At 43.5% G+C, this 18,763-nt stretch carries 17 protein-coding genes; 10 read left to right on the top strand and 7 right to left on the bottom strand.

Annotation, left to right across the window (positions count from 1 at the left end):
• Nucleotides 1-62 precede the first annotated feature (62 nt).
• Together ACTHQF_RS04690 and ybeY are read left to right on the top strand one after the other, a co-directional pair.
• Nucleotides 63-254: a cold-shock protein gene (locus ACTHQF_RS04690; RefSeq protein WP_188625455.1), complete on the top strand. Its 192-nt coding sequence runs from the start codon at nt 63-65 to the stop codon at nt 252-254.
• 78 nt (nt 255-332) lie between these two features.
• Nucleotides 333-776 (top strand): rRNA maturation RNase YbeY, encoded by a 444-nt coding sequence (gene ybeY, locus ACTHQF_RS04685; protein WP_440428739.1) that lies wholly within the window; start codon nt 333-335, stop codon nt 774-776.
• Here ybeY and ACTHQF_RS04680 read toward each other — a convergent pair.
• Nucleotides 769-1,629 carry an outer membrane beta-barrel protein gene (locus tag ACTHQF_RS04680; protein WP_440428738.1) on the bottom strand — a complete coding sequence of 287 codons (861 nt, stop codon included), beginning with the start codon at nt 1,627-1,629 and terminating at the stop codon, nt 769-771. The two genes, ybeY and ACTHQF_RS04680, sit on opposite strands and share 8 nt — an antisense overlap.
• 447 nt (nt 1,630-2,076) lie before the next feature.
• On the opposite strand from ACTHQF_RS04680, the gene ACTHQF_RS04675 reads away from it, so the two are divergent.
• Entirely contained in the window at nt 2,077-2,763 is a 687-nt protein-coding gene (locus ACTHQF_RS04675) for a Crp/Fnr family transcriptional regulator (protein ID WP_440428737.1), read from the top strand.
• Between the two features lie 10 nt (nt 2,764-2,773).
• On the opposite strand, the gene ACTHQF_RS04670 is transcribed toward ACTHQF_RS04675, so the two are convergent.
• Genes ACTHQF_RS04670 through nirB form a run of 4 tightly spaced genes read right to left on the bottom strand, consistent with a single transcriptional unit; the run spans nt 2,774 to nt 6,934 of the window.
• On the bottom strand, nt 2,774-3,184 hold the full coding sequence (locus ACTHQF_RS04670) for a hypothetical protein (RefSeq protein ID WP_440428736.1): 411 nt from the start codon (nt 3,182-3,184) through the stop codon (nt 2,774-2,776).
• Nucleotides 3,185-3,187: 3 nt separating this feature from the next.
• Nucleotides 3,188-4,015 carry a formate/nitrite transporter family protein gene (locus ACTHQF_RS04665; protein ID WP_440428735.1) on the bottom strand — a complete coding sequence of 276 codons (828 nt, stop codon included), beginning with the start codon at nt 4,013-4,015 and terminating at the stop codon, nt 3,188-3,190.
• 11 nt (nt 4,016-4,026) lie between these two features.
• A complete protein-coding gene (gene nirD, locus ACTHQF_RS04660; protein ID WP_440428734.1) occupies nt 4,027-4,383 on the bottom strand; it encodes a nitrite reductase small subunit NirD in 357 nt (118 codons plus the stop codon).
• Nucleotides 4,384-4,420: 37 nt separating this feature from the next.
• A complete protein-coding gene (gene nirB / locus ACTHQF_RS04655) occupies nt 4,421-6,934 on the bottom strand; it encodes a nitrite reductase large subunit NirB (protein WP_440428733.1) in 2,514 nt (837 codons plus the stop codon).
• A gap of 344 nt (nt 6,935-7,278) precedes the next feature.
• On the opposite strand from nirB, the gene cobA reads away from it, so the two are divergent.
• The 5 genes from cobA (at nt 7,279) to ACTHQF_RS04630 (ending at nt 13,957) form a co-directional block, all read left to right on the top strand.
• The gene (gene cobA, locus ACTHQF_RS04650) at nt 7,279-8,034 is read left to right on the top strand and encodes a uroporphyrinogen-III C-methyltransferase (protein ID WP_440428732.1); all 756 of its coding nucleotides are present in this window, start codon (nt 7,279-7,281) and stop codon (nt 8,032-8,034) included.
• Between the two features lie 77 nt (nt 8,035-8,111).
• A complete protein-coding gene (locus tag ACTHQF_RS04645) occupies nt 8,112-9,980 on the top strand; it encodes an ABC-F family ATP-binding cassette domain-containing protein (RefSeq protein ID WP_440428731.1) in 1,869 nt (622 codons plus the stop codon).
• A gap of 3 nt (nt 9,981-9,983) precedes the next feature.
• Complete coding sequence (locus tag ACTHQF_RS04640; RefSeq protein ID WP_440428730.1) at nt 9,984-10,244, top strand: CBU_0592 family membrane protein; 261 nt, start codon at nt 9,984-9,986, stop codon at nt 10,242-10,244.
• A gap of 50 nt (nt 10,245-10,294) precedes the next feature.
• The gene (gene mnmG, locus ACTHQF_RS04635; RefSeq protein WP_440428729.1) at nt 10,295-12,157 is read left to right on the top strand and encodes a tRNA uridine-5-carboxymethylaminomethyl(34) synthesis enzyme MnmG; all 1,863 of its coding nucleotides are present in this window, start codon (nt 10,295-10,297) and stop codon (nt 12,155-12,157) included.
• A 147-nt stretch (nt 12,158-12,304) separates the two neighbouring features.
• Nucleotides 12,305-13,957, top strand: a complete 1,653-nt coding sequence (locus tag ACTHQF_RS04630; RefSeq protein ID WP_440428728.1) for an Ig-like domain-containing protein — start codon at nt 12,305-12,307, stop codon at nt 13,955-13,957.
• On the opposite strand, the gene ACTHQF_RS04625 is transcribed toward ACTHQF_RS04630, so the two are convergent.
• On the bottom strand, nt 13,932-14,441 hold the full coding sequence (locus ACTHQF_RS04625) for a gamma carbonic anhydrase family protein (RefSeq protein ID WP_440428727.1): 510 nt from the start codon (nt 14,439-14,441) through the stop codon (nt 13,932-13,934). The two genes, ACTHQF_RS04630 and ACTHQF_RS04625, sit on opposite strands and share 26 nt — an antisense overlap.
• 12 nt (nt 14,442-14,453) lie before the next feature.
• On the bottom strand, nt 14,454-16,040 hold the full coding sequence (gene nadB / locus ACTHQF_RS04620; protein WP_440428726.1) for an L-aspartate oxidase: 1,587 nt from the start codon (nt 16,038-16,040) through the stop codon (nt 14,454-14,456).
• Nucleotides 16,041-16,438: 398 nt separating this feature from the next.
• Here nadB and nadA point away from each other — a divergent pair, with 398 nt between their 5' ends.
• Both nadA and thiL read left to right on the top strand, forming a co-directional pair.
• Nucleotides 16,439-17,431 carry a quinolinate synthase NadA gene (nadA, locus tag ACTHQF_RS04615; protein ID WP_440428725.1) on the top strand — a complete coding sequence of 331 codons (993 nt, stop codon included), beginning with the start codon at nt 16,439-16,441 and terminating at the stop codon, nt 17,429-17,431.
• 129 nt (nt 17,432-17,560) lie between these two features.
• Nucleotides 17,561-18,601, top strand: a complete 1,041-nt coding sequence (thiL, locus tag ACTHQF_RS04610; RefSeq protein ID WP_440428724.1) for a thiamine-phosphate kinase — start codon at nt 17,561-17,563, stop codon at nt 18,599-18,601.
• Nucleotides 18,602-18,763: the final 162 nt, after the last annotated feature.

Below are 18,763 nucleotides of genomic sequence, written 5' to 3'. Positions count from 1 at the left end.
ATTTACTTGTTTATAACAAATAATGACTACCTTGCACACTTAATTTTTTAATACATAATACAATGCAAGAAGGAACAGTAAAATTTTTTAATGTAACAAAAGGATTCGGATTCATCATTCCAACAAACGGAGATAGCGAAATCTTTGTACATTCAACAGGCCTTATCGACGAAATCCGTGAAAACGACAAAGTAGAATACGATGTAGAAAGCGGTAAGAAAGGTTTGAACGCGATCAATGTTAAAGTAATCTAGATTTCATTAAACATATTCGTACAAGCTTCCCGGAAATTCCGGGGAGCTTTTTTTTTATCTTTGCATTTTTAGCATACCATGAGCAAAGCTGCCATACACTTCTTTACGGAAGAGATCTCCTTCACCTTAAAAAACAAGACCATCATCCGTAACTGGCTTCGGGAAACGATCAGTGCGGAAGGTTATGTACTGGAAGAACTAAACTTCATCTTCTGCTCTGACGAATATTTATTGGGTATAAACCAACAATACCTCGATCATGATACTTATACCGACGTGATTACTTTTGATAACTCAGAGGCTGCGAAAACGATTGTAGGCGATATATTTATCAGCATTGACAGGATCAAAGAAAATGCGAAGGAATTTAAGCATGATTTTATGGATGAACTTTGCCGTGTGATGGTCCATGGAACATTGCATCTGCTGGGTTACCCCGACAAGGGTAAAGCGGCCAAAAAGATCATGACGGAGAAAGAAGATCTCTACCTGGCGAAACTGGTACTGAAGCCTACTACTTAAAAGCCACCTTTGCCCCCAGGAATACCATAGAGGTACGATGTTCTGGAAGCTGAAGACCCGGTTGATTACTGAACCGCAAACCATGGAGTGATCTGTTCCAGTTGATCCGCACATAGGTTAAGTTAAGCCCTACTGCCCATTTATCGCTAATTTTGAAGTCCAATCCGGTGAAAGGTTCGTAATTCAGGAAGAACCTGGACCGATAACTGGACTTTGACTGCCCCGAAGCCGTGCTTGTGTTATCCTGCCCTTGATCGGGGTAGTATTTTCCTGAGGAATGCAACTGCTGGTAAAGCAGCCCTGCACCAAGTTTTAAGCTTGCACCTGCCCCTACATCAAACGTCAGAAAAGGCCTGACCTGCAAAGAGAAGGCTCTGCTTTGTATATCAAGGGCATCATATCCTTCATCTTCCTCGTGATCATAGAACAAATTAAGTGGGTTTAAAAAGTACGCTCCAAGGCCAGCTTCAATGCCCATGAGTTTATTAATTTGCTTCCCGTAACCAAAATCTAAAATCAAGCCTTCTTTCGTTTCATAATCCTGTGCCTCGGCTTCATCGGCAAAAGCGTAGGTTGCAAGGTCTTCAACAGATAGCTTAAAAGCAGCATAAAAATAGCCTTTCTGACTATCGTCGATTTTGTCAGCTCTTTTCGATTTCGGGGCATTTACAAGCGCATCGTTCCCAGTTTCCAAAGGGTTTTTAAGTCCAACGGTTTCCCCTTTCTTGTTTGTCGTACTATCCTGCTGCGCATGGGCAACGACCGGCAAGAGCATCAGCAAGGTGCATAAAAGTGATTTTATGATATGCCGTACTGTTCGTAGAGCACACATCCTGAATGATCCTGCATTCATAGGTCCTGCTTTTCTCTTTTAAAGATCAGGCGATAGTTACAGCAAGGTTCGCCATGAAGGAGCATTGTTAGATGAGGGTTTGGGAGCGTATTGATTGGCATAAATTAAGCAGTTTACCTCTAAATGTAAGTCTTAGATACCGGCATTGCAAAATTCATTATCGCTAACTACAGGGATTATAGCTGATTCCGTGTCGATCTGGGTTCAATCCGGGGTCGATCCGGTATCAGGGCGTATCAACCCCGGTTGGAGGCCGGTTCGATGCCGGGTTGAGGGCGGCTCGACCTCCCAACTGGTACCTGCCATTAACAGTGCTTGTTTTATCCTGAGTCAGCGTTGCAGGAGGCCTCAAATTATTAGAGGCAACTCTCGCGCTTTACAAATTTTTATTTTAGCTTGGCATGCGCTGTAATGCGCCCTGAGAAATCATCGGTTTAACGAAAAGAAATGAAAAAGAGCCCACCTTGTGATATGAAGCGCTGTTTGATGTGCCAACTTGCACTGCCGGCATGGCAACCGGCAATCCAAGCCCACAAGAAAAACTATTTGGTTAGAAAAGGGGAAACGATTTTTCAAGAAGGTGATCCCGTTACCGGCGTATATTTCGTTTATGATGGCAGCGTAAAAGTACATAAGCAGTGGGGCGACAAAGACATTATCATCCGTTTCGCAACCAAAGGAAAGATCTTTGGGCACCGGGCGCTGGGTGAAAGCGCTTCTGTTTACCCCATTTCAGCTACTGCAATTGAAGCCAGCACCATCTGTTTTATTGATAAAGACTTTTTCCTGTCTACCCTGCGTGTAAACCATGATTTCGCCTTTAAGCTCATGATGTTCTATGCAGAAGAGCTTCGGGAATCGGAAGAGAAAATGCGAAACCTGGCACTCATGTCTGTGAAGGGCCGGTTAGCGGCTGCTTTCCTTCAATTGCAATCCATCTTTGATGTCGATGAGGACGGCTGCATCAGCATTGATATGAGTAGACAGGATCTTGCCGCATTCACCGGTGCCAGTTATGAAACTGTATTTCGTACCATGAATGAACTGATCCAAGAAAACCTGATTGAACTGTCTGGTAAAAAAATCCGCATTATCAATGCCGAGGGGCTGCAACTGCTTAGCAAAGCCAGTTAATTAGCGATCCTTAAAACTTATAACCTAAACCTAGCCCTGCCTTCCAGACACCGTCCTTGGTGGCCGTTTTACTGTTGTAATACAGCGGCAACTGCAAAGCAAGGTGTTTAAAGGAAGCTGTTAATCCAAAGCCCAGAGAAGGCGTAATCACTGAATTTTTCGGAACCTCAGCTGGAGCCTGGTCCTCCTTTATCCGCAGGCCCGGTAATAAACCTAACATTACGCAATATGGCTTTTTGCTAAACTTAATTGCGGGGCCTGTGCAGTTTATGAAGGCTCCATGATCCAGATATCCGGCTACCAACAAGCCATCGAGTAATTGCGCTTTAGCCTTGATGCCTTCAGCAGACTGCGCTTTCAGGCTTATCGCGGGACACAGGATCAGCAAAGCAAAAACACTCGTCCGGGTAAGAATCTTCATCTATCAGGAGTTTAAGTTTAATGGTGTTTGAACTGTTTTCTGCTCAGGCTTACCATGCGTATAGTAGATTGCCATACCTGTGAAAAGCAGCCCACCTACGATGTTCCCCAGGGTAACAATGAGTTGATTGTCCAGCCACCAGTTTGCCAGGCTTACCTTGGCGCCAAATAACATTCCTGCAGGAATAACAAACATGTTGACTACCGCGTGCTCATAACCCAGCGCGAAGAATATGAATATTGGTATGCTTGCCGCAATGATTTTTCCGGAGGTCGACTTGGAAGTCATGGCCATCACCACACCCATGCAGACCATCCAGTTGCACAATACGGCTTTCACAAATGCGGTAAGCAATCCCGCGGCGCCATGGCTGGCAAAGCCGGTGGTTTTCCGTTCCGCGGCGGCAACCAGCATTTTATCTATCGGGCCGAGAACCGTCAGCGTTCCGGTTTCTGAGGAGGCGCTCCAGAACAACAATGCAAATACCAGGCTGCCCAGCAAATTGCCGGTAAAGACCCAGAACAGGTTGCTCAACATCGTTTTCGCCGTAATCTTCTGCTCAAACCAGGCGAGTGGAATCAGCGAAAAACTACCGGTTACGAGTTCCATACCCAGGATAATAATGATGACAAACCCTACTGGAAAAACCAGTGCGCCGGCCATAGGCAGTTTGGTTTGAGATGCTGCAAGATTTGCCAGCGTCACGGATATGCCCAGCAAGGCACCTGACATGCTTCCGCGGATCAGCAGGTCTTTTATAGAAAGTGCTGATTTCGATACAGCAGCAGCCATCATGTTGCCTGCCACTTCTTTTGGTGATACATAATCCATCTGGTGTCGTTCTAATTTGTAAATCCGATGTAAACCAAACCATCTTCAACCCTTACCGGATAGGTCTTCAAGGTACCGCAATCGCCATTCAGGCATTCACCCGTTTCCAAGGAAAAAGTTTTCTTATGAAAAGGACAGGCAACTTTGGGATGATCGCCCATGGTGCCGATCATGCCCCGGCTTAAAGCCATCTGCTGCTTATGCGGACACTGGTTCTGTGTCGCATACCATTCCTGGCGGCGGGTGAAATAGAAAAGCGCAATCTGCTCCTGTCCAAATTTGACACATACACCACCATTTTCGGCGGCATCATCTACCTGGCAAGCTGCAATCCAGGTATAGGTTTCTTCGGCACATGCTACATTCATAATACTGTTTTTAGGTTTGAAAAATGAAGTTGATTTTTTAGGCTTTAGTCCATTCTGCTTTTTTCTGACCCCGCATTTCAGTGAAGCCTATGGATGGGTCTTTCTCTCCCGGTGCGTTAACGAAGTGGTTAAATCTTTTACGGATGGCTGGGTTTTCTACCGCTTCCTTCCATTCGCATTTGTATAGCTGCACTTGTTGCTCCATCTCCTTTTCCCAGACCTCGGCCATGCCGATGCTGTCGTTCACGATGACATTACGGAGATAGTCGATACCACCTTCCATCTTGTTGAGCCAGGTGGCAGTGCGGGCCAGTGGATCTGCGGTGCGCATGTAAAACATCAGGAAGCGGTCCAGGTATCGAACACAGGTATCGCTGTCGAGATCGGTTGCGAGCAGCTTGGCATGCTGTGGTTTACTGCCGCCGTTACCGCAGACATACAAGTTCCAGCCTTTCTCGGTCGCAATAATTCCAAAATCCTTACCCTGTGCTTCTGCACATTCCCGGATGCAGCCACTCACACCCCCTTTGAACTTATGAGGGGTTCGCAGCCCTTTGTAACGTTCTTCAATTCTGACGGCAAAGCTCACACTGTCGTGCAGTCCAAAGCGGCACCAGGTGCTGCCAACGCAGCTTTTGACGGTTCGCAGGCCTTTGCCATAGGCATGTCCGCTTTCAAATCCTGCAGCGATCAATTCCTCCCAAATCAGCGGCAGATCCGTAAGGTGTGCTCCGAAGAGATCGATTCTTTGTCCTCCGGTGATTTTAGTGTAGAGGTTATATTTTTGTGCCACCTGCCCGATAACGATTAGTTTTTCCGGCGTGACTTCCCCCGCAGGAATTCTAGGCACCACAGAGTATGAGCCTCCTTTTTGAATATTAGCGAGGAAGCGGTCGTTGCTGTCCTGCGCAGTATCATTACCCCGCTCCAGGATCATTTCTTTCCATAAGCTTGCTAAGATCGATGCGACCAGCGGTTTGCAAACTTCACAGCCATCGCCGGTACCCAGATGGTCAAGCACTTCATTGTAGGATTTGATCTCATGAATATGAATCAGATCATACAATTCCTGTCTGCTATAGCTGAAATGCTCACAGATGATGTTGCGGACGTACTTACCATTGGCTTTCATGGTATGGAGCAATAAGTCTTTTACCATCGGAATACAGCCACCACAACCGGTACCAGCCTTGGTACATTTTTTTAAGGCATCTACCGATTCACATGAATTTGTGGTTACGGCATCACAGATTTGAAGTTTGGTGATGCCTTCACAGCTACAGATCAGTGCTTCATCTGGCAAAGCAGCAATACCTGCATGCGCTTGATCTGCAGCTCCTGCACCCCTGACCCCAAGAATCAGGTCCTCTGGATTTGGTGGCAAGAGAATCTTGTTGTTTACCGTTTGCAGCAGCAGGTTATAGGCGCTGGCATCACCGATCAGGATACCGCCCAGGAGGTACTTTCCGTCGTTGCTGATGTTGATGCGTTTGTAGGTACCCCTATGGGTATCTTCAAAAATGATGGTTCTGCATGCAGGTTCTTTGATGGCTGGATCACCGAAACTTGCAACGTCAATTCCAATGAGTTTAAGTTTCGTGCTCATATCAAAACCATGGAAGGTTTTATGACCGCTGCTAAGATTTTCGGCAAGCACTTCCGCCATTTCGTATCCAGGAGCAACCAGACCATAGATCATCTGTTGGTAAATGGCACATTCGCCTATGGCAAAAATGTTCGGATCACTGGTTTGCATTTTATCATCAACAATGATTCCTCCTCTACTGCTAACCTCCAACCCACATTGTCTGGCAAGTTCATCTCTTGGCTTGATGCCGGCCGAGATCACCAGCATATCAACTTCCAGCGTGGTATCATCACTAAACTGTAGTCCGGTGATGTGATGCTCACCAAGTACAGCAACCGTGCTTTTATTGAGATGAATGGAAAGACCTAAGTCGTTTAGCTTAGCAACCAGCATCTCACTGCCGGCGGCATCAATTTGTCTGGGCATCAAACGAGGGGCAAATTCAATGACATGGGTTTTTTGGACGCCCAAATCAATCAGGGCTTTGGCAGCCTCCAGCCCCAGCAAACCGCCTCCCATAACAGCTGCATTTTTGGTATTCTCCGCATAACTTCGAATCAATTCTAAATCGTCCAGATTCCGATATACAAATACGCCCGCCTTAGATAAGCCAGGGATATTGGGAACGAAAGCCGCAGAACCGCTGGCGATAACCAGTTTGTCATATTGGATGATCATGCCAGAACGGCAATGAATTATTTTTTGTGTCCGTTCGATTTGCTTAACCGCATCATTCAGAAACAGTGTGATTCCATTTTCTGCATACCACTCTGCACTGCAAAGCGCTAAGTCATCGGCAGATTTTCCATTGAAGAATTCGCTTAAATGTACACGGTCGTAAGCACGACGGGACTCTTCAGCAAATACAATGATGTTAAAAGCTGTTGTTTTTGCAATTAACTTCTCGCAAAATTTATGGCCTACCATGCCATTTCCGATAACTACTATAGTTTCCTTTTTCATCTGATTAGTATTTTTTAATTGAAAAAGCATTCATGATAACATTTCTCTCACCCGACCTTATATTTCAGGCTTTTGGTTCATGAATTAGGAAAATATTTGGTTTAGCACAGTTATTTACACCTAAAATCCATTACTCGATCAGTTTTAAACCGATAAATGGCGGTAAAAAGCATCTAATAATTCAAAATCCATTGATTTTAAATGTAAGTTATGACATTAACAAGCATAAAAACAAATTATTTTTAATAATTACCCGAAATAATATGATATAAATCATGTTTTACAGATTTAAAGGCATAATTTTAGAGTAAAATAAATTCTAAAACCGGTAAACTTTGAATATCATGCATAAAAACTTAGAAAATGGCTTATATTTAATTGGCGGAGGCCCGGGAGACCCTGAATTGATAACGGTTAAGGCACAAAGAGTACTGAAAAATGCTGATGTGATCTTGTTTGACAACTTAATTAACCGGGATTTACTTGAAATTGCGAAAGAAAGCTGCAAAAAGGTCTATGTAGGTAAGCAACCTTATGGAAATTACATGCCGCAGGAAGAGATACATCAACTTATAGCCGCATATTGTTCGCAGGATCGCGTTGTGGTTCGCTTGAAAGGTGGAGATCCCTACATTTTTGGACGGGGTTATGAGGAAGTTCTATATGCGGCAGCCCTTGGTATTAAAAGTTTTTACGTGCCCGGAATCAGCAGTATGCAGACCACGGGATTGCATGGTATTCCCTTAACCCATCGGGGTGTAAGTGAAAGCATCTGGGTCATTACCGGTACAAAAAAAGATGGTTGTTTATCTGCTGACCTAAGCTGTGCAATCAATAGCAAGGCTACAGTAATCATTTATATGGGCATGAAAAAATTGCGTGAAATCGCTGAGGTCTATCGTTCGGCAGGACTTTCAGAAATGCCTGCGGCGATTATTCAACATGGCTCCTTGCCACAGGAAAGGAAGGTGATCTGCACTGCTGGAAAGCTGGAGTTAGCCGCGAAGAATGCAGGACTCAGTTACCCCGCAATTTTGGTTATTGGCGCGGTGGTACAGGTCGGTCAACAAGCGACAGAAGTAAAATTACATTCTGCTTAAATGCCTGAAACTGAATGCAAAAATTTAATGTGTACTTTTGTAGTAATTTCGCATATAAACTTCGTTAAGAACACACATTGAGTACATTAATTGCAGCTGAAGGCCTGGGTCATGCTTATCATGATGAATGGCTATTTAAAAAATTAACTTTAGGAATCCAGACCGGGCAACGTGTTGCGCTGGTTGGAATAAATGGCGCAGGTAAGAGCACCCTGCTAAAATTGCTTGCCGAGCGCTTTCTTCCACTGGAAGGAAAAATCGTAAAGAATAAATCCGTTCGTATTGGATTCCTGGATCAGGAGCCGACCTTCCCGGAAGGTTTCTCAATCAGTGATTTCATCTTCTCACTGGAGAACAAACAACAGCAGCTTATCAAAGAATACGAGGAATTGATTGAGCAGGAAAATCCTGATGAAGATCATCTGAATCGTTTGTATGGAGAACTAAGCGAGCATAATGCCTGGGAATACGAACATGAAATCAAGACCATCCTCAGTCGTATGGGCATCACGCATCTCCAGCAGCAGATCTCTACCCTTTCCGGTGGACAAAAAAAGCGTCTTGCTTTGGCGAAACTGCTGATTGAAGATCCGGACTTCTATATTCTCGATGAGCCAACCAACCACCTGGATATTGATACCATTGAATGGCTTGAAAAATTGCTGACCTCTGGAAACAAGACCATTTTGCTGGTTACGCACGATAGATATTTCCTGGATAACGTTTGCAACACGATTGTAGAGTTGGATAAAGGAAAAACCTTTACCTACAATGGTAACTATGCCTACTTCCTGGAGAAAAAATCTGAACGTGAAGCTTCTGATGAGGCTACTTTCCAGAAGAATAAAAATCTCCTGAAAAAAGAATTGGAGTGGATGCGCAGAATGCCGCAGGCTCGTGGTACCAAATCACAAGCCAGAATAGATGCATTTTACGATCTGGAAAGCAGAACGAAACAGAATACTGAAAATCAAAGTATTACGTTAAATGTTAAAATGGCTCGCCAGGGCAATAAGATTCTTGAGCTGGAACATATTGGGCAAAGTTTTGATGAAAAGAAAATCATCAATGATTTCTCCTATACTTTTAAGCGTGCAGACCGCATTGGTTTAGCTGGTAAAAACGGTACTGGTAAGTCTACCCTACTGAATATCATCACCGGATTTCTTCAGCCGGAAAAAGGTAAAGTTAGCGTCGGTGAAACAACTGTTTATGGTTATTATAAACAAGGTGGTTTAGCCTTCAACGAAAAGGAACGGGTAATTGATATTGTAAAATCTGATGCGGAATACATCAAGATGGCCGATGGTCAGACGATCTCTGCTTCTCAGTTGCTGACCTTATTTTTGTTTCCACCGAAGAAGCAGCACGGCATGGTGGAGAAATTGAGCGGTGGCGAGAAAAAGCGTTTGCACCTGATGAAGGTATTGATGCAGAATCCAAACTTCCTGATTCTGGATGAGCCTACGAACGATCTGGATATTGATACGCTGAATGTATTGGAAGAGTTCCTGGAGAATTTCCCGGGCGTACTGATCCTGGTATCACACGACAGGTATTTACTGGACAAAATGAGCGAGCAATTATTCATTATGGAAGGCAATGGTGAGGTTAATATCTACAATGGGAACTACTCTGAATACCGCTTAAGTTTGGAGCAGCTGAAGGAGAAAACTGAAAAGAAAGCTGCTGCTACGCTCTCCACTCCTGCAGTTAAAGAAAATACAAAGAAGCTGAGCTATAAAGAACAGAAAGAACTGGAAGAGTCCGAGGCAAAGATCGCTAAGCTGGAAGATAAGATTGTAAGTCTTACCAGCACCCTTTCTGATATAGACAGCAGCAACTACAAGGAAATTGAAAACGTTTCTGCAGAGATCCAGTCTTTAAACAACGAGTTGGATCAGGTCATGGAGCGTTGGCTCGAGCTATCAGAAAAAAACAACTAGGATATGAGCACTTCAGACATTTTAGCCACTGCAGGCGTAACCATTCTGTTGGTCGCCTTTCTGCTACAGATCTTAAAGGTCATTAAAGTAGAGAGCAACTGGTATAGTTTAATGAATCTCGTTGGTGCCGCTTTAGCGGGTATATCAGCCTGGATGATAAACTTCATGCCCTTTGTAATTTTGGAAAGTGTCTGGGTTGTAGTATCCCTGTTTAACCTATTAAAGAATTTAAAATCGAATAATGCACGTGGAACGAGGGCTTAAAAAGCATGTACTTTCACCTAAGTTCCACGTGAAACATAACCCAAAAAACCATGTTTAAAACGTATGATGTCATCGTTGTAGGCGCTGGACACGCGGGCTGTGAGGCCGCGGCCGCCGCAGCAAATTTAGGCTCTTCAGTGCTCTTAATAACGATGAATATGGAGACCATTGCACAGATGAGTTGTAATCCGGCAATGGGTGGTGTAGCAAAAGGACAGATCGTTCGCGAGATTGATGCCATGGGCGGATACTCCGGAATCATCGCTGATAAGACTACGCTACAGTTCAGAATGCTTAATCTTTCCAAAGGTCCAGCCATGTGGAGCCCGCGTGCGCAGAATGATCGCAAACGCTTTGCAGAAGAATGGCGACTGGCCCTTGAGCGCACACCAAATGTAGATTTCTGGCAGGATATGGTGAGCAGCCTCATCATTAAAGATAATGTTGTTTGTGGTGTAAAAACCTCCATTGGCGTAGAGATCCATGGTAAATCCGTAGTATTGACCAATGGTACTTTCCTGAATGGTCTGATCCATATTGGCGAAAAGAAATTCGGCGGTGGCCGTACTGGTGAAAAATCAGCTACAGGCTTAACGGAACAACTTACCTCATTGGGCTTCGAAGCGGGTCGAATGAAAACCGGAACCCCTCCCCGTGTGGATGGCAGATCCCTGAATTATTCTGTGATGGAAGAACAATGGGGTGATGAAAATCCGGGCAGATTCTCCTATACAAAAGTAGAACGTTCCAAAGAACAACGCTGCTGCTGGATCACCTATACCAACTCCAAGGTACACGAAACCTTAAAAGAAGGATTTGAAAAATCACCGATGTTTACCGGCCGTATCAAAGGACTTGGTCCAAGGTATTGTCCATCCATCGAAGATAAAATAAACCGCTTCGCAGAACGTGACCGTCACCAGATCTTCGTAGAACCTGAGGGATGGAATACCGTAGAAATCTATGTGAATGGATTTTCTACCTCGCTGCCTGAAGACGTACAATACCGGGCATTGACGCAAATCCCTGGATTTGAAAATGCCAAAATGTTCCGCCCGGGATATGCGATTGAATACGATTATTTTCCACCTACCCAGCTGGATTTAACCTTAGAGACCAAAAAAATCAAGAATTTGTTCTTTGCCGGCCAAATTAATGGTACCACTGGCTATGAAGAGGCTGCAAGTCAGGGATTTATCGCTGGAATTAACGCACATCAGAAGGTAAATGACAAACATGAGCTGATCATGAAGCGTTCGGAGTCGTACATTGGTGTATTGATAGATGACCTGGTCACCAAAGGTACCGAAGAACCATACCGTATGTTCACTTCCAGAGCAGAACACCGTTTGTTACTAAGACAAGATAATGCGGATATCCGTCTCTCCCCTATTGGCCACGAACTTGGCTTGATCAGTGATGAGCGTTTGGATATTGTAAAGCAAAAAGTTGCGAACTCGGACGAGATCGTTGCGTTCAGTCGGAAACAAGGCATTGAGATGTCGCAGGCGAACGACATGTTGCAGGAGCTGGGTACGAGTCCAATTAGCCAGAATGTGAAACTTTTCAGTCTCCTAAGCCGCCCACAGGTTTCTATTGAAGATGTAAGAAAAGTCAGTGCACCATTAAATGAGTTGCTAAGCAAGTTTGACCAGGAGACGGTTGAACAAGCTGAGATCAAAATTAAATACGACAGCTACTTTGAGAAAGAACAGGAGATCGTAGCGAAAATGCAGAAGATGGAAGACAAGGACATCAATCCTGACTTTGATTATTCGCAGTTAAATTCCCTTTCGAAGGAAGCAAGAGAGAAATTATTGAAGATTAAACCGAGAACGCTGGGTCAGGCATCCAGAATTTCCGGTGTTTCACCTTCAGATATCTCCGTTTTGATGGTCCACATCAGCAGATAAATCCTAACAGGTTGATTTTCAGTAAACTACAAGGTATTTTGTAGCGCTTGGAAATCAACCTATTTTTATTCGATATACGCCACTTTCTGAAATTTTTAAACAGATTATATTCTAGCAACTAAAAACGTCTTAAAACAGCTAAAAACAATGAAATTTAAAACCTGGCAGTTCCTCTTGATTTTTATATATGGTTTTTACCAAATTTTCCTGGTTGGAGGCTGTGCAAGTCAGAAAACCATACAAGGTGGGCCCCGCGACAGCATCGCACCGAAGGTTTTGAAAATGCTCCCTGAAAATCTGACCACGAATTTCAATGCTAAAACGATTACCATTCAGTTCGACGAATATTTCAAGCTGAACGATCAATTTCGGGAATTCAGTGTCTCCCCTGATATGGAACGCTTGCCACAGTTGAAAATAAAGAAACGTGCCTTAGAGATCAGCTTTCAGGACACACTGGAAAAAAACACTACTTATACCTTGAATTTTGGAAAGTCTATTGCAGACATCAATGAGAACAACGTACTCAAGAATTTCACTTACGTTTTCGCGACCGGGCCGAAACTGGATTCTCTATCCATCAGCGGACAAGTTGTGGATGCACTTACCGGTGAACCGATTTTAGATGCACTTGCTTTTATTGTCCCGATAGATCGTGACACCATCATCGGAAAAGCCAAACCTTCAATCTACGCAACCACGGATAGTTCGGGCAGGTTCCAACTGAATAACCTGCGGGAGAATACTTATAAAGTATACGCGTTGAAGGAAAAAACCAGTGATAAAATCTACCAGCAGGTATCTGATGAGATCGGATTTTTGCCGGACTCCATCGTTTTGAACGCGAATGTCAGCGATCTTAAAATTAAGGTCTTTAAAGAAGATCCACAGGAATTCCGGATCATAGACCGCAAAATTGCGCCTGACGGAACGATTTTGATCACCTGGAACCAAAAGCTCCGGCAGCCATCTGTAGTGATCACAGAGCCTTCAAATCTGGATGCTTCGAAGCAGTTCCAGTTCAGCAAGACTAACGATTCTGTACGCGTGTGGTTAAATGACTTAAGCTTTGATTCGACCAAAGTTTCGATCATGGAAGCCGGTAAACTGCTTCAAACGGTAAAGCTAACCAGGGGTAAAAAGGATACTTATACCCGGGCGCTGATGCCGGCAGATAACCTTGAAGGCGGGCAACTGAACCCCAATAAAAGATTGCGCCTCACCTTCCCTACCCCGGTGTTAGCTATAGACAGAACTAAAATTCAACTCCTGGAAGACTCTGTGGCAGTAACCAATTTCCAGCTGCTGAAGGACTCGGCAGACTTCCTGAGCTACTATGTTCAGTTTCCCTGGGACCGAGGCACGGAGTATGAAATGAAGTTTAATCCAGGTGCGATTACAGGAATGTTTGATTCCAAGAACAAGGAGTTTACCAAGGCCTTTGAGCTGGCCAGTGCAGATGATTATGGAAGCCTTGGGCTAAGCATAAAGGTACCGGAAGCCAACAAAAGTTACGTTGTGCAGGTTACGAATGAAAAGAAAGAGACGATATCAGAACATGTTATTCGTCATGACACCACGCTGAATTTCACGAATTACCGTGCCGGCAAGTACTTTCTTCGCGTGGTGTACGACAATAATGGAAATGGCATCTGGGACACCGGCAGGGTAAGTTTAAAACAATTACCGGAGCAGATCTACAATGAACTGCAGGAGCTTTCTATCCGTGCCAACTGGGATCGAAAGGCCACGGTGACCATTCCTAAGGAGCCGGCTAGCGGAACCAGTCCGAGTACATAATATAGTTATCAGGTAATTTATCTAATAAAGCCCGTTGCATCTCTGTAATGGGCTTTATCTTTTTAGCAGGCATACCGGCATATAAGAAGCCGCGCTCACAACGTGTATGCTCCAGGACTACTGCACCTGCGGCAATGATGCAATAAGGCTCTACAACGGCATTATCCATTACGATAGCGCCCATTCCGATGAGGATGTTATCCTCAAGCGTACAGCCATGTACAATGGCGTTGTGGCCAACAGACACGCGGTTACCAATTACGGTGGCAGCCTTCTGGTAAGTGGCGTGGATCACGGCGCCATCCTGTATATTGGTATCATGACCAATCGTAATGGAATTTACATCACCACGGATCACCGCATTGAACCATACTGAACAGTTATCACCCATTTTTACATCGCCTACAATGGTTGCATTTTGAGCAATAAAACAGTTGTTTCCCCAGATGGGGTTCTTGTCTTCTACGGGAAGTATTACTGGCATAAATGTGGTCTTTTAAAAGATGGTATCTTGAATGGTTTCGGCATGATAAGGATAGTCTGTCGTATAATGTAAACCACGACTTTCTTTGCGTGCCTTCGCAGATTTAATGACTAAAAATGCTACCTGAATAACGTTTCTTAATTCACAAAGTTTAACGGAAACTTTGTTCGCTTTATAGAATTCTTCAGTCTCTTCATAGAGTAAAAATAATCGCCGCATTGCTCGATCTAATCTGAAATCCGAACGTACAATACCGACATAATCGCTCATCAATTTTTGTGTTTCACGTAGATTATGTGTGACTAAAATATCCTCATTTGATTGGGTAACCCCTTCGTCATTCCACTCCGGAATATTATCTGGAATCACATTATTTTGGAACTTCTGAATGGCATCTAAATAGATCCGATGGGCGAATACGGGTGCCTCTAAAAGACTGTTCGAAGCCAGGCGGTTTGCACCATGTAAACCTGTTGATGAGGTCTCGCCGCAGGCGTATAAATTGTTGATCGAAGAACGCCCATAGGCATCTACATATATACCTCCACACATATAATGTGCAGCTGGAGTAACCGGAATATAGTCCTTGGTCATGTCTATTCCGATGGATAAACACTTCGCATAGATGTTTGGAAAGTGTGCCAGAATGTCATCTTTTGAGCGATGGGTGATGTCCAGGTAGACGAAGTCTTCACCGGATTTTTTCATCTCGGCATCGATTGCGCGGGCTACAATATCACGCGAAGCGAGCGATCCGCGTGGGTCATATTCATACATAAACTCCTCGCCGTTCTTACGCCGCAGCACACCGCCGAAGCCCCGAACAGCTTCTGAAATTAAAAATGCAGGGTACTCTCCGGGGTGGTAAAGTGCCGTTGGATGGAACTGTATGAACTCCATATTCCGCAATTTTCCCTTTGCGCGGTACACCATGGCCATGCCATCGCCGGTAGCGATCACCGGATTTGTTGTACTTGAATAAATATGTCCAGCGCCGCCCGAAGCCATGACCGTTACACTTGCTAAGATCTTTTCCACATCGTTACGCTCTGTATTAAAGGCATATACACCGAAACAGTTAATAACTTTTGTGCTCTTGTCCACAAATTCACCGAGGTGATGTTGAGTTATTAACTCCAAACAGAAGTAATGTGTTAATATTTCAATGTTGTTATTCTCGTGAATTTGTTTTAAGAGTACACGCTCGATCTCATAGCCGGTTACATCTTTATAATGTAGTACACGATGCTCGGAGTGCCCACCTTCCTTCGCCAGATCGTATACACCATGATGATCACGGTCAAATTGCGTTCCGTAGTCGATAATCTCCTGAATCCGCTGAGGCCCCTCAGAAACAACGATTTCCACGATTTCCGGATCACATAAGCCATCGCCGGCAATCAGGGTGTCTTTAATGTGTTTTTCAAACGAATCATCCTCATTTACAACGACTGCCACGCCTCCCTGGGCATATTTGGTGTTGGATTCATCTTCATTTGATTTGGTAATGATCAGTACTTTTCCATGTTGGGCAGCTTTCAAAGCGAAGCTCAAACCCGCGATACCTGATCCGATGACTAAAAAATCTACTTTTCTCATTCTTTATGGTAATTCGGGCTATTGTTAACAACGTTGATAACATTGTTAATTATTTGTATAAATAAAAAGAACAACTATTCTTGATTGTTTAAAGCTAAGGTAAAATGGCAATTTGACACAATTTTATAAAGTATTTATGCGCAACTTTGCCAGGGTTATTAACGTTTTTTTAACGTAAAAATAATACACATTCAGCTATTGATAAGTTTAGGTGTTGTTTTTTATATCGTTCAAGATCAGGCTAAAGATTAAATAAAAACCTATATAAATTGTTAATAACTTTGTAATAACTCAAATAATCGAAAGAATTTTATGGAGATTATAAACATTACTAACACACTAATAAACAATAGAAACCTATTTATATTAAATAATTATAATTTATTGAACTGTTGAAAATGGATACCTTAGAGGAAATAAATATTAAAGGTTTTGCAGATGAAAAGATTGATCCGACCTTGGATCTGTTTGAAGAAATCGAAAAACTGAAAAAGGAGAAGAATGCGATCATTCTGGCGCATTACTATCAGGAGCCGGATATCCAGGACATCGCCGACTACATTGGCGACAGTTTAGGTTTATCGCAGGAGGCTGCCAAAACAGAAGCTGACATCATCGTTTTTGCAGGGGTTCATTTTATGGCAGAGACTGCCAAAATCCTTTCGCCTGGAAAACGGGTGCTTTTACCCGATGTGAAAGCTGGCTGTTCCCTGGCGGATAGCTGTCCGCCGCACTTGTTTAAAAAGTTCAAGGAAAAATACCCGGATCACGTTGTGATTACCTACGTAAACTGCAGTGCAGAATTGAAGGCTTTGAGTGATATTGTTTGTACTTCTACCAACGCTGTGCAGATCGTTGAAAGCTTACCAAAGGATACGAAAATTATCTTCGGTCCGGACAAGAATTTAGGTGCCTGGGTATCGAAGAAAACCGGGCGCGAAATGGTCCTTTGGAATGGTGCATGTATGGTGCATGAAATCTTCTCTAGAGAGAAAATTACACGCTTGAAAGAACGTCATCCTTCAGCTAAGTTTATTGCCCATCCGGAGTGTGAAGAAGCGGTACTTCAAATGGCAGATTATATTGGTTCAACAACCGGATTATTGAAGTACGCAATCAACAGTGATGCTAAAGAATTTATTGTTGCAACCGAGAGTGGAATTATCCATCAAATGGAAAAAGCATGTCCGGATAAAACGTTTATTCCTGCGCCACCAAATAACAACTGTGCCTGCAATGATTGCCCGTATATGAAGCGGAATACGCTGGAGAAATTATACTTGTGTTTGAAGAATGAAACACCTGAAGTAACTGTACCAATGGAAACGATAGTAGCGGCGAGAAAACCAATTGAAAGAATGCTGGAAATCTCTGCCAGTTTAGGTTTGTAAATTGGTGTTTAAGTATCAGCATTTGGGAATATATAATGCTGATGTTTGCATTCATTAACACGCTCTTTAGTACAGCATACGCGCTGTTTAAAGATTAAGAATGGCTGGAGGGCCCTAAAGAAGAAAATTATGTTTGAAAATAAGGAACGTACAGATATTGCGCAATTAGGAGAGTTTGGATTGATCAAACACCTTACGGATAATTTCAAAATCCGTCATGAAAGCAGTACCAAGGGCATCGGTGATGATGCTGCAGTGCTGAATTTTGATGGTAAGGAAGTGTTGATCTCCACTGACCTGCTGCTGGAGGGCATCCATTTTGATCTGGCTTATGTACCTTTGATGCATTTGGGTTATAAGGCCGTACAAGTGAATTTAAGCGACATTTACGCGATGAATGGTATAGCAACCCAGATCACGGTTTCCATCGGCTTATCGAGCAAATTTCCGCTGGAAGCTGTAGAGGAGATCTATAAGGGCATTGAGCTTGCCTGCAATAAGTTTAACATTGATCTGGTTGGTGGCGATACTTCAACGAGTAAACAAGGTCTGGTGATCAGCGTAACGAGCATTGGTTATGCCGACAAAAAAGATGTTTGCTATAGAAATGGGGCAGGTGAAGGTGATTTAGTTTGTGTTTCCGGAGATTTAGGCGGTGCTTACGTTGGATTGCAGATCCTGGAACGTGAAAAGCTGATTTTCTTAGAGAATCCAAATATTCAGCCTGATCTGGAGGGCAAGGATTACATCATTGAGCGTCAGCTAAAACCCGAAGGCAGAAGGGATATCGTTGATTTACTGGCACAAATGGAGATTGTACCAACTTCGATGATCGATGTTTCTGATGGTTTAGCATCGGAGATCCTGCACATTTGCCAGCAATCGGAAAAAGGCGTAACGCTGTATGAGGAGAAAATTCCAATTGACCCCTTGACGTATGAAACTGCTCGTGAATTAGGATTGGATCCCACGGTTTGTGCGCTAAATGGCGGTGAAGATTATGAGTTGTTGTTCACGATCAAACAATCTGACTACACAAAGTTGAAACACGATGTAGACATCAGCGTTATTGGGCATATCACCGATAAGAATTCAGGTTGTAAAATGATCTCCAAATCAGATATGGTACATGAGCTTAAGGCTCAAGGATGGAATGCTTTCAAGTTATAACAGGCCGCTGTAATTGTTTGGTCTGATTTAAGCAGCAAATTAGCTGGTTTTGATCCATCAATGCTAAACGGTAGTTCGATAAATAACTGACCAGTAGATTGATAATTTAAAAGCCTGATTCAAACAGATCCATTTGGAAAAGTTTGAATCAGGCTTTTAATT

The sequence above is a fragment of the Pedobacter sp. SAFR-022 genome (genome assembly GCF_051965375.1).
GTDB lineage: Bacteria > Bacteroidota > Bacteroidia > Sphingobacteriales > Sphingobacteriaceae > Pedobacter.
The sequence above is the reverse complement of the archived record's forward strand: the minus strand, read 5'-3'. Positions and strand labels throughout refer to the sequence as shown.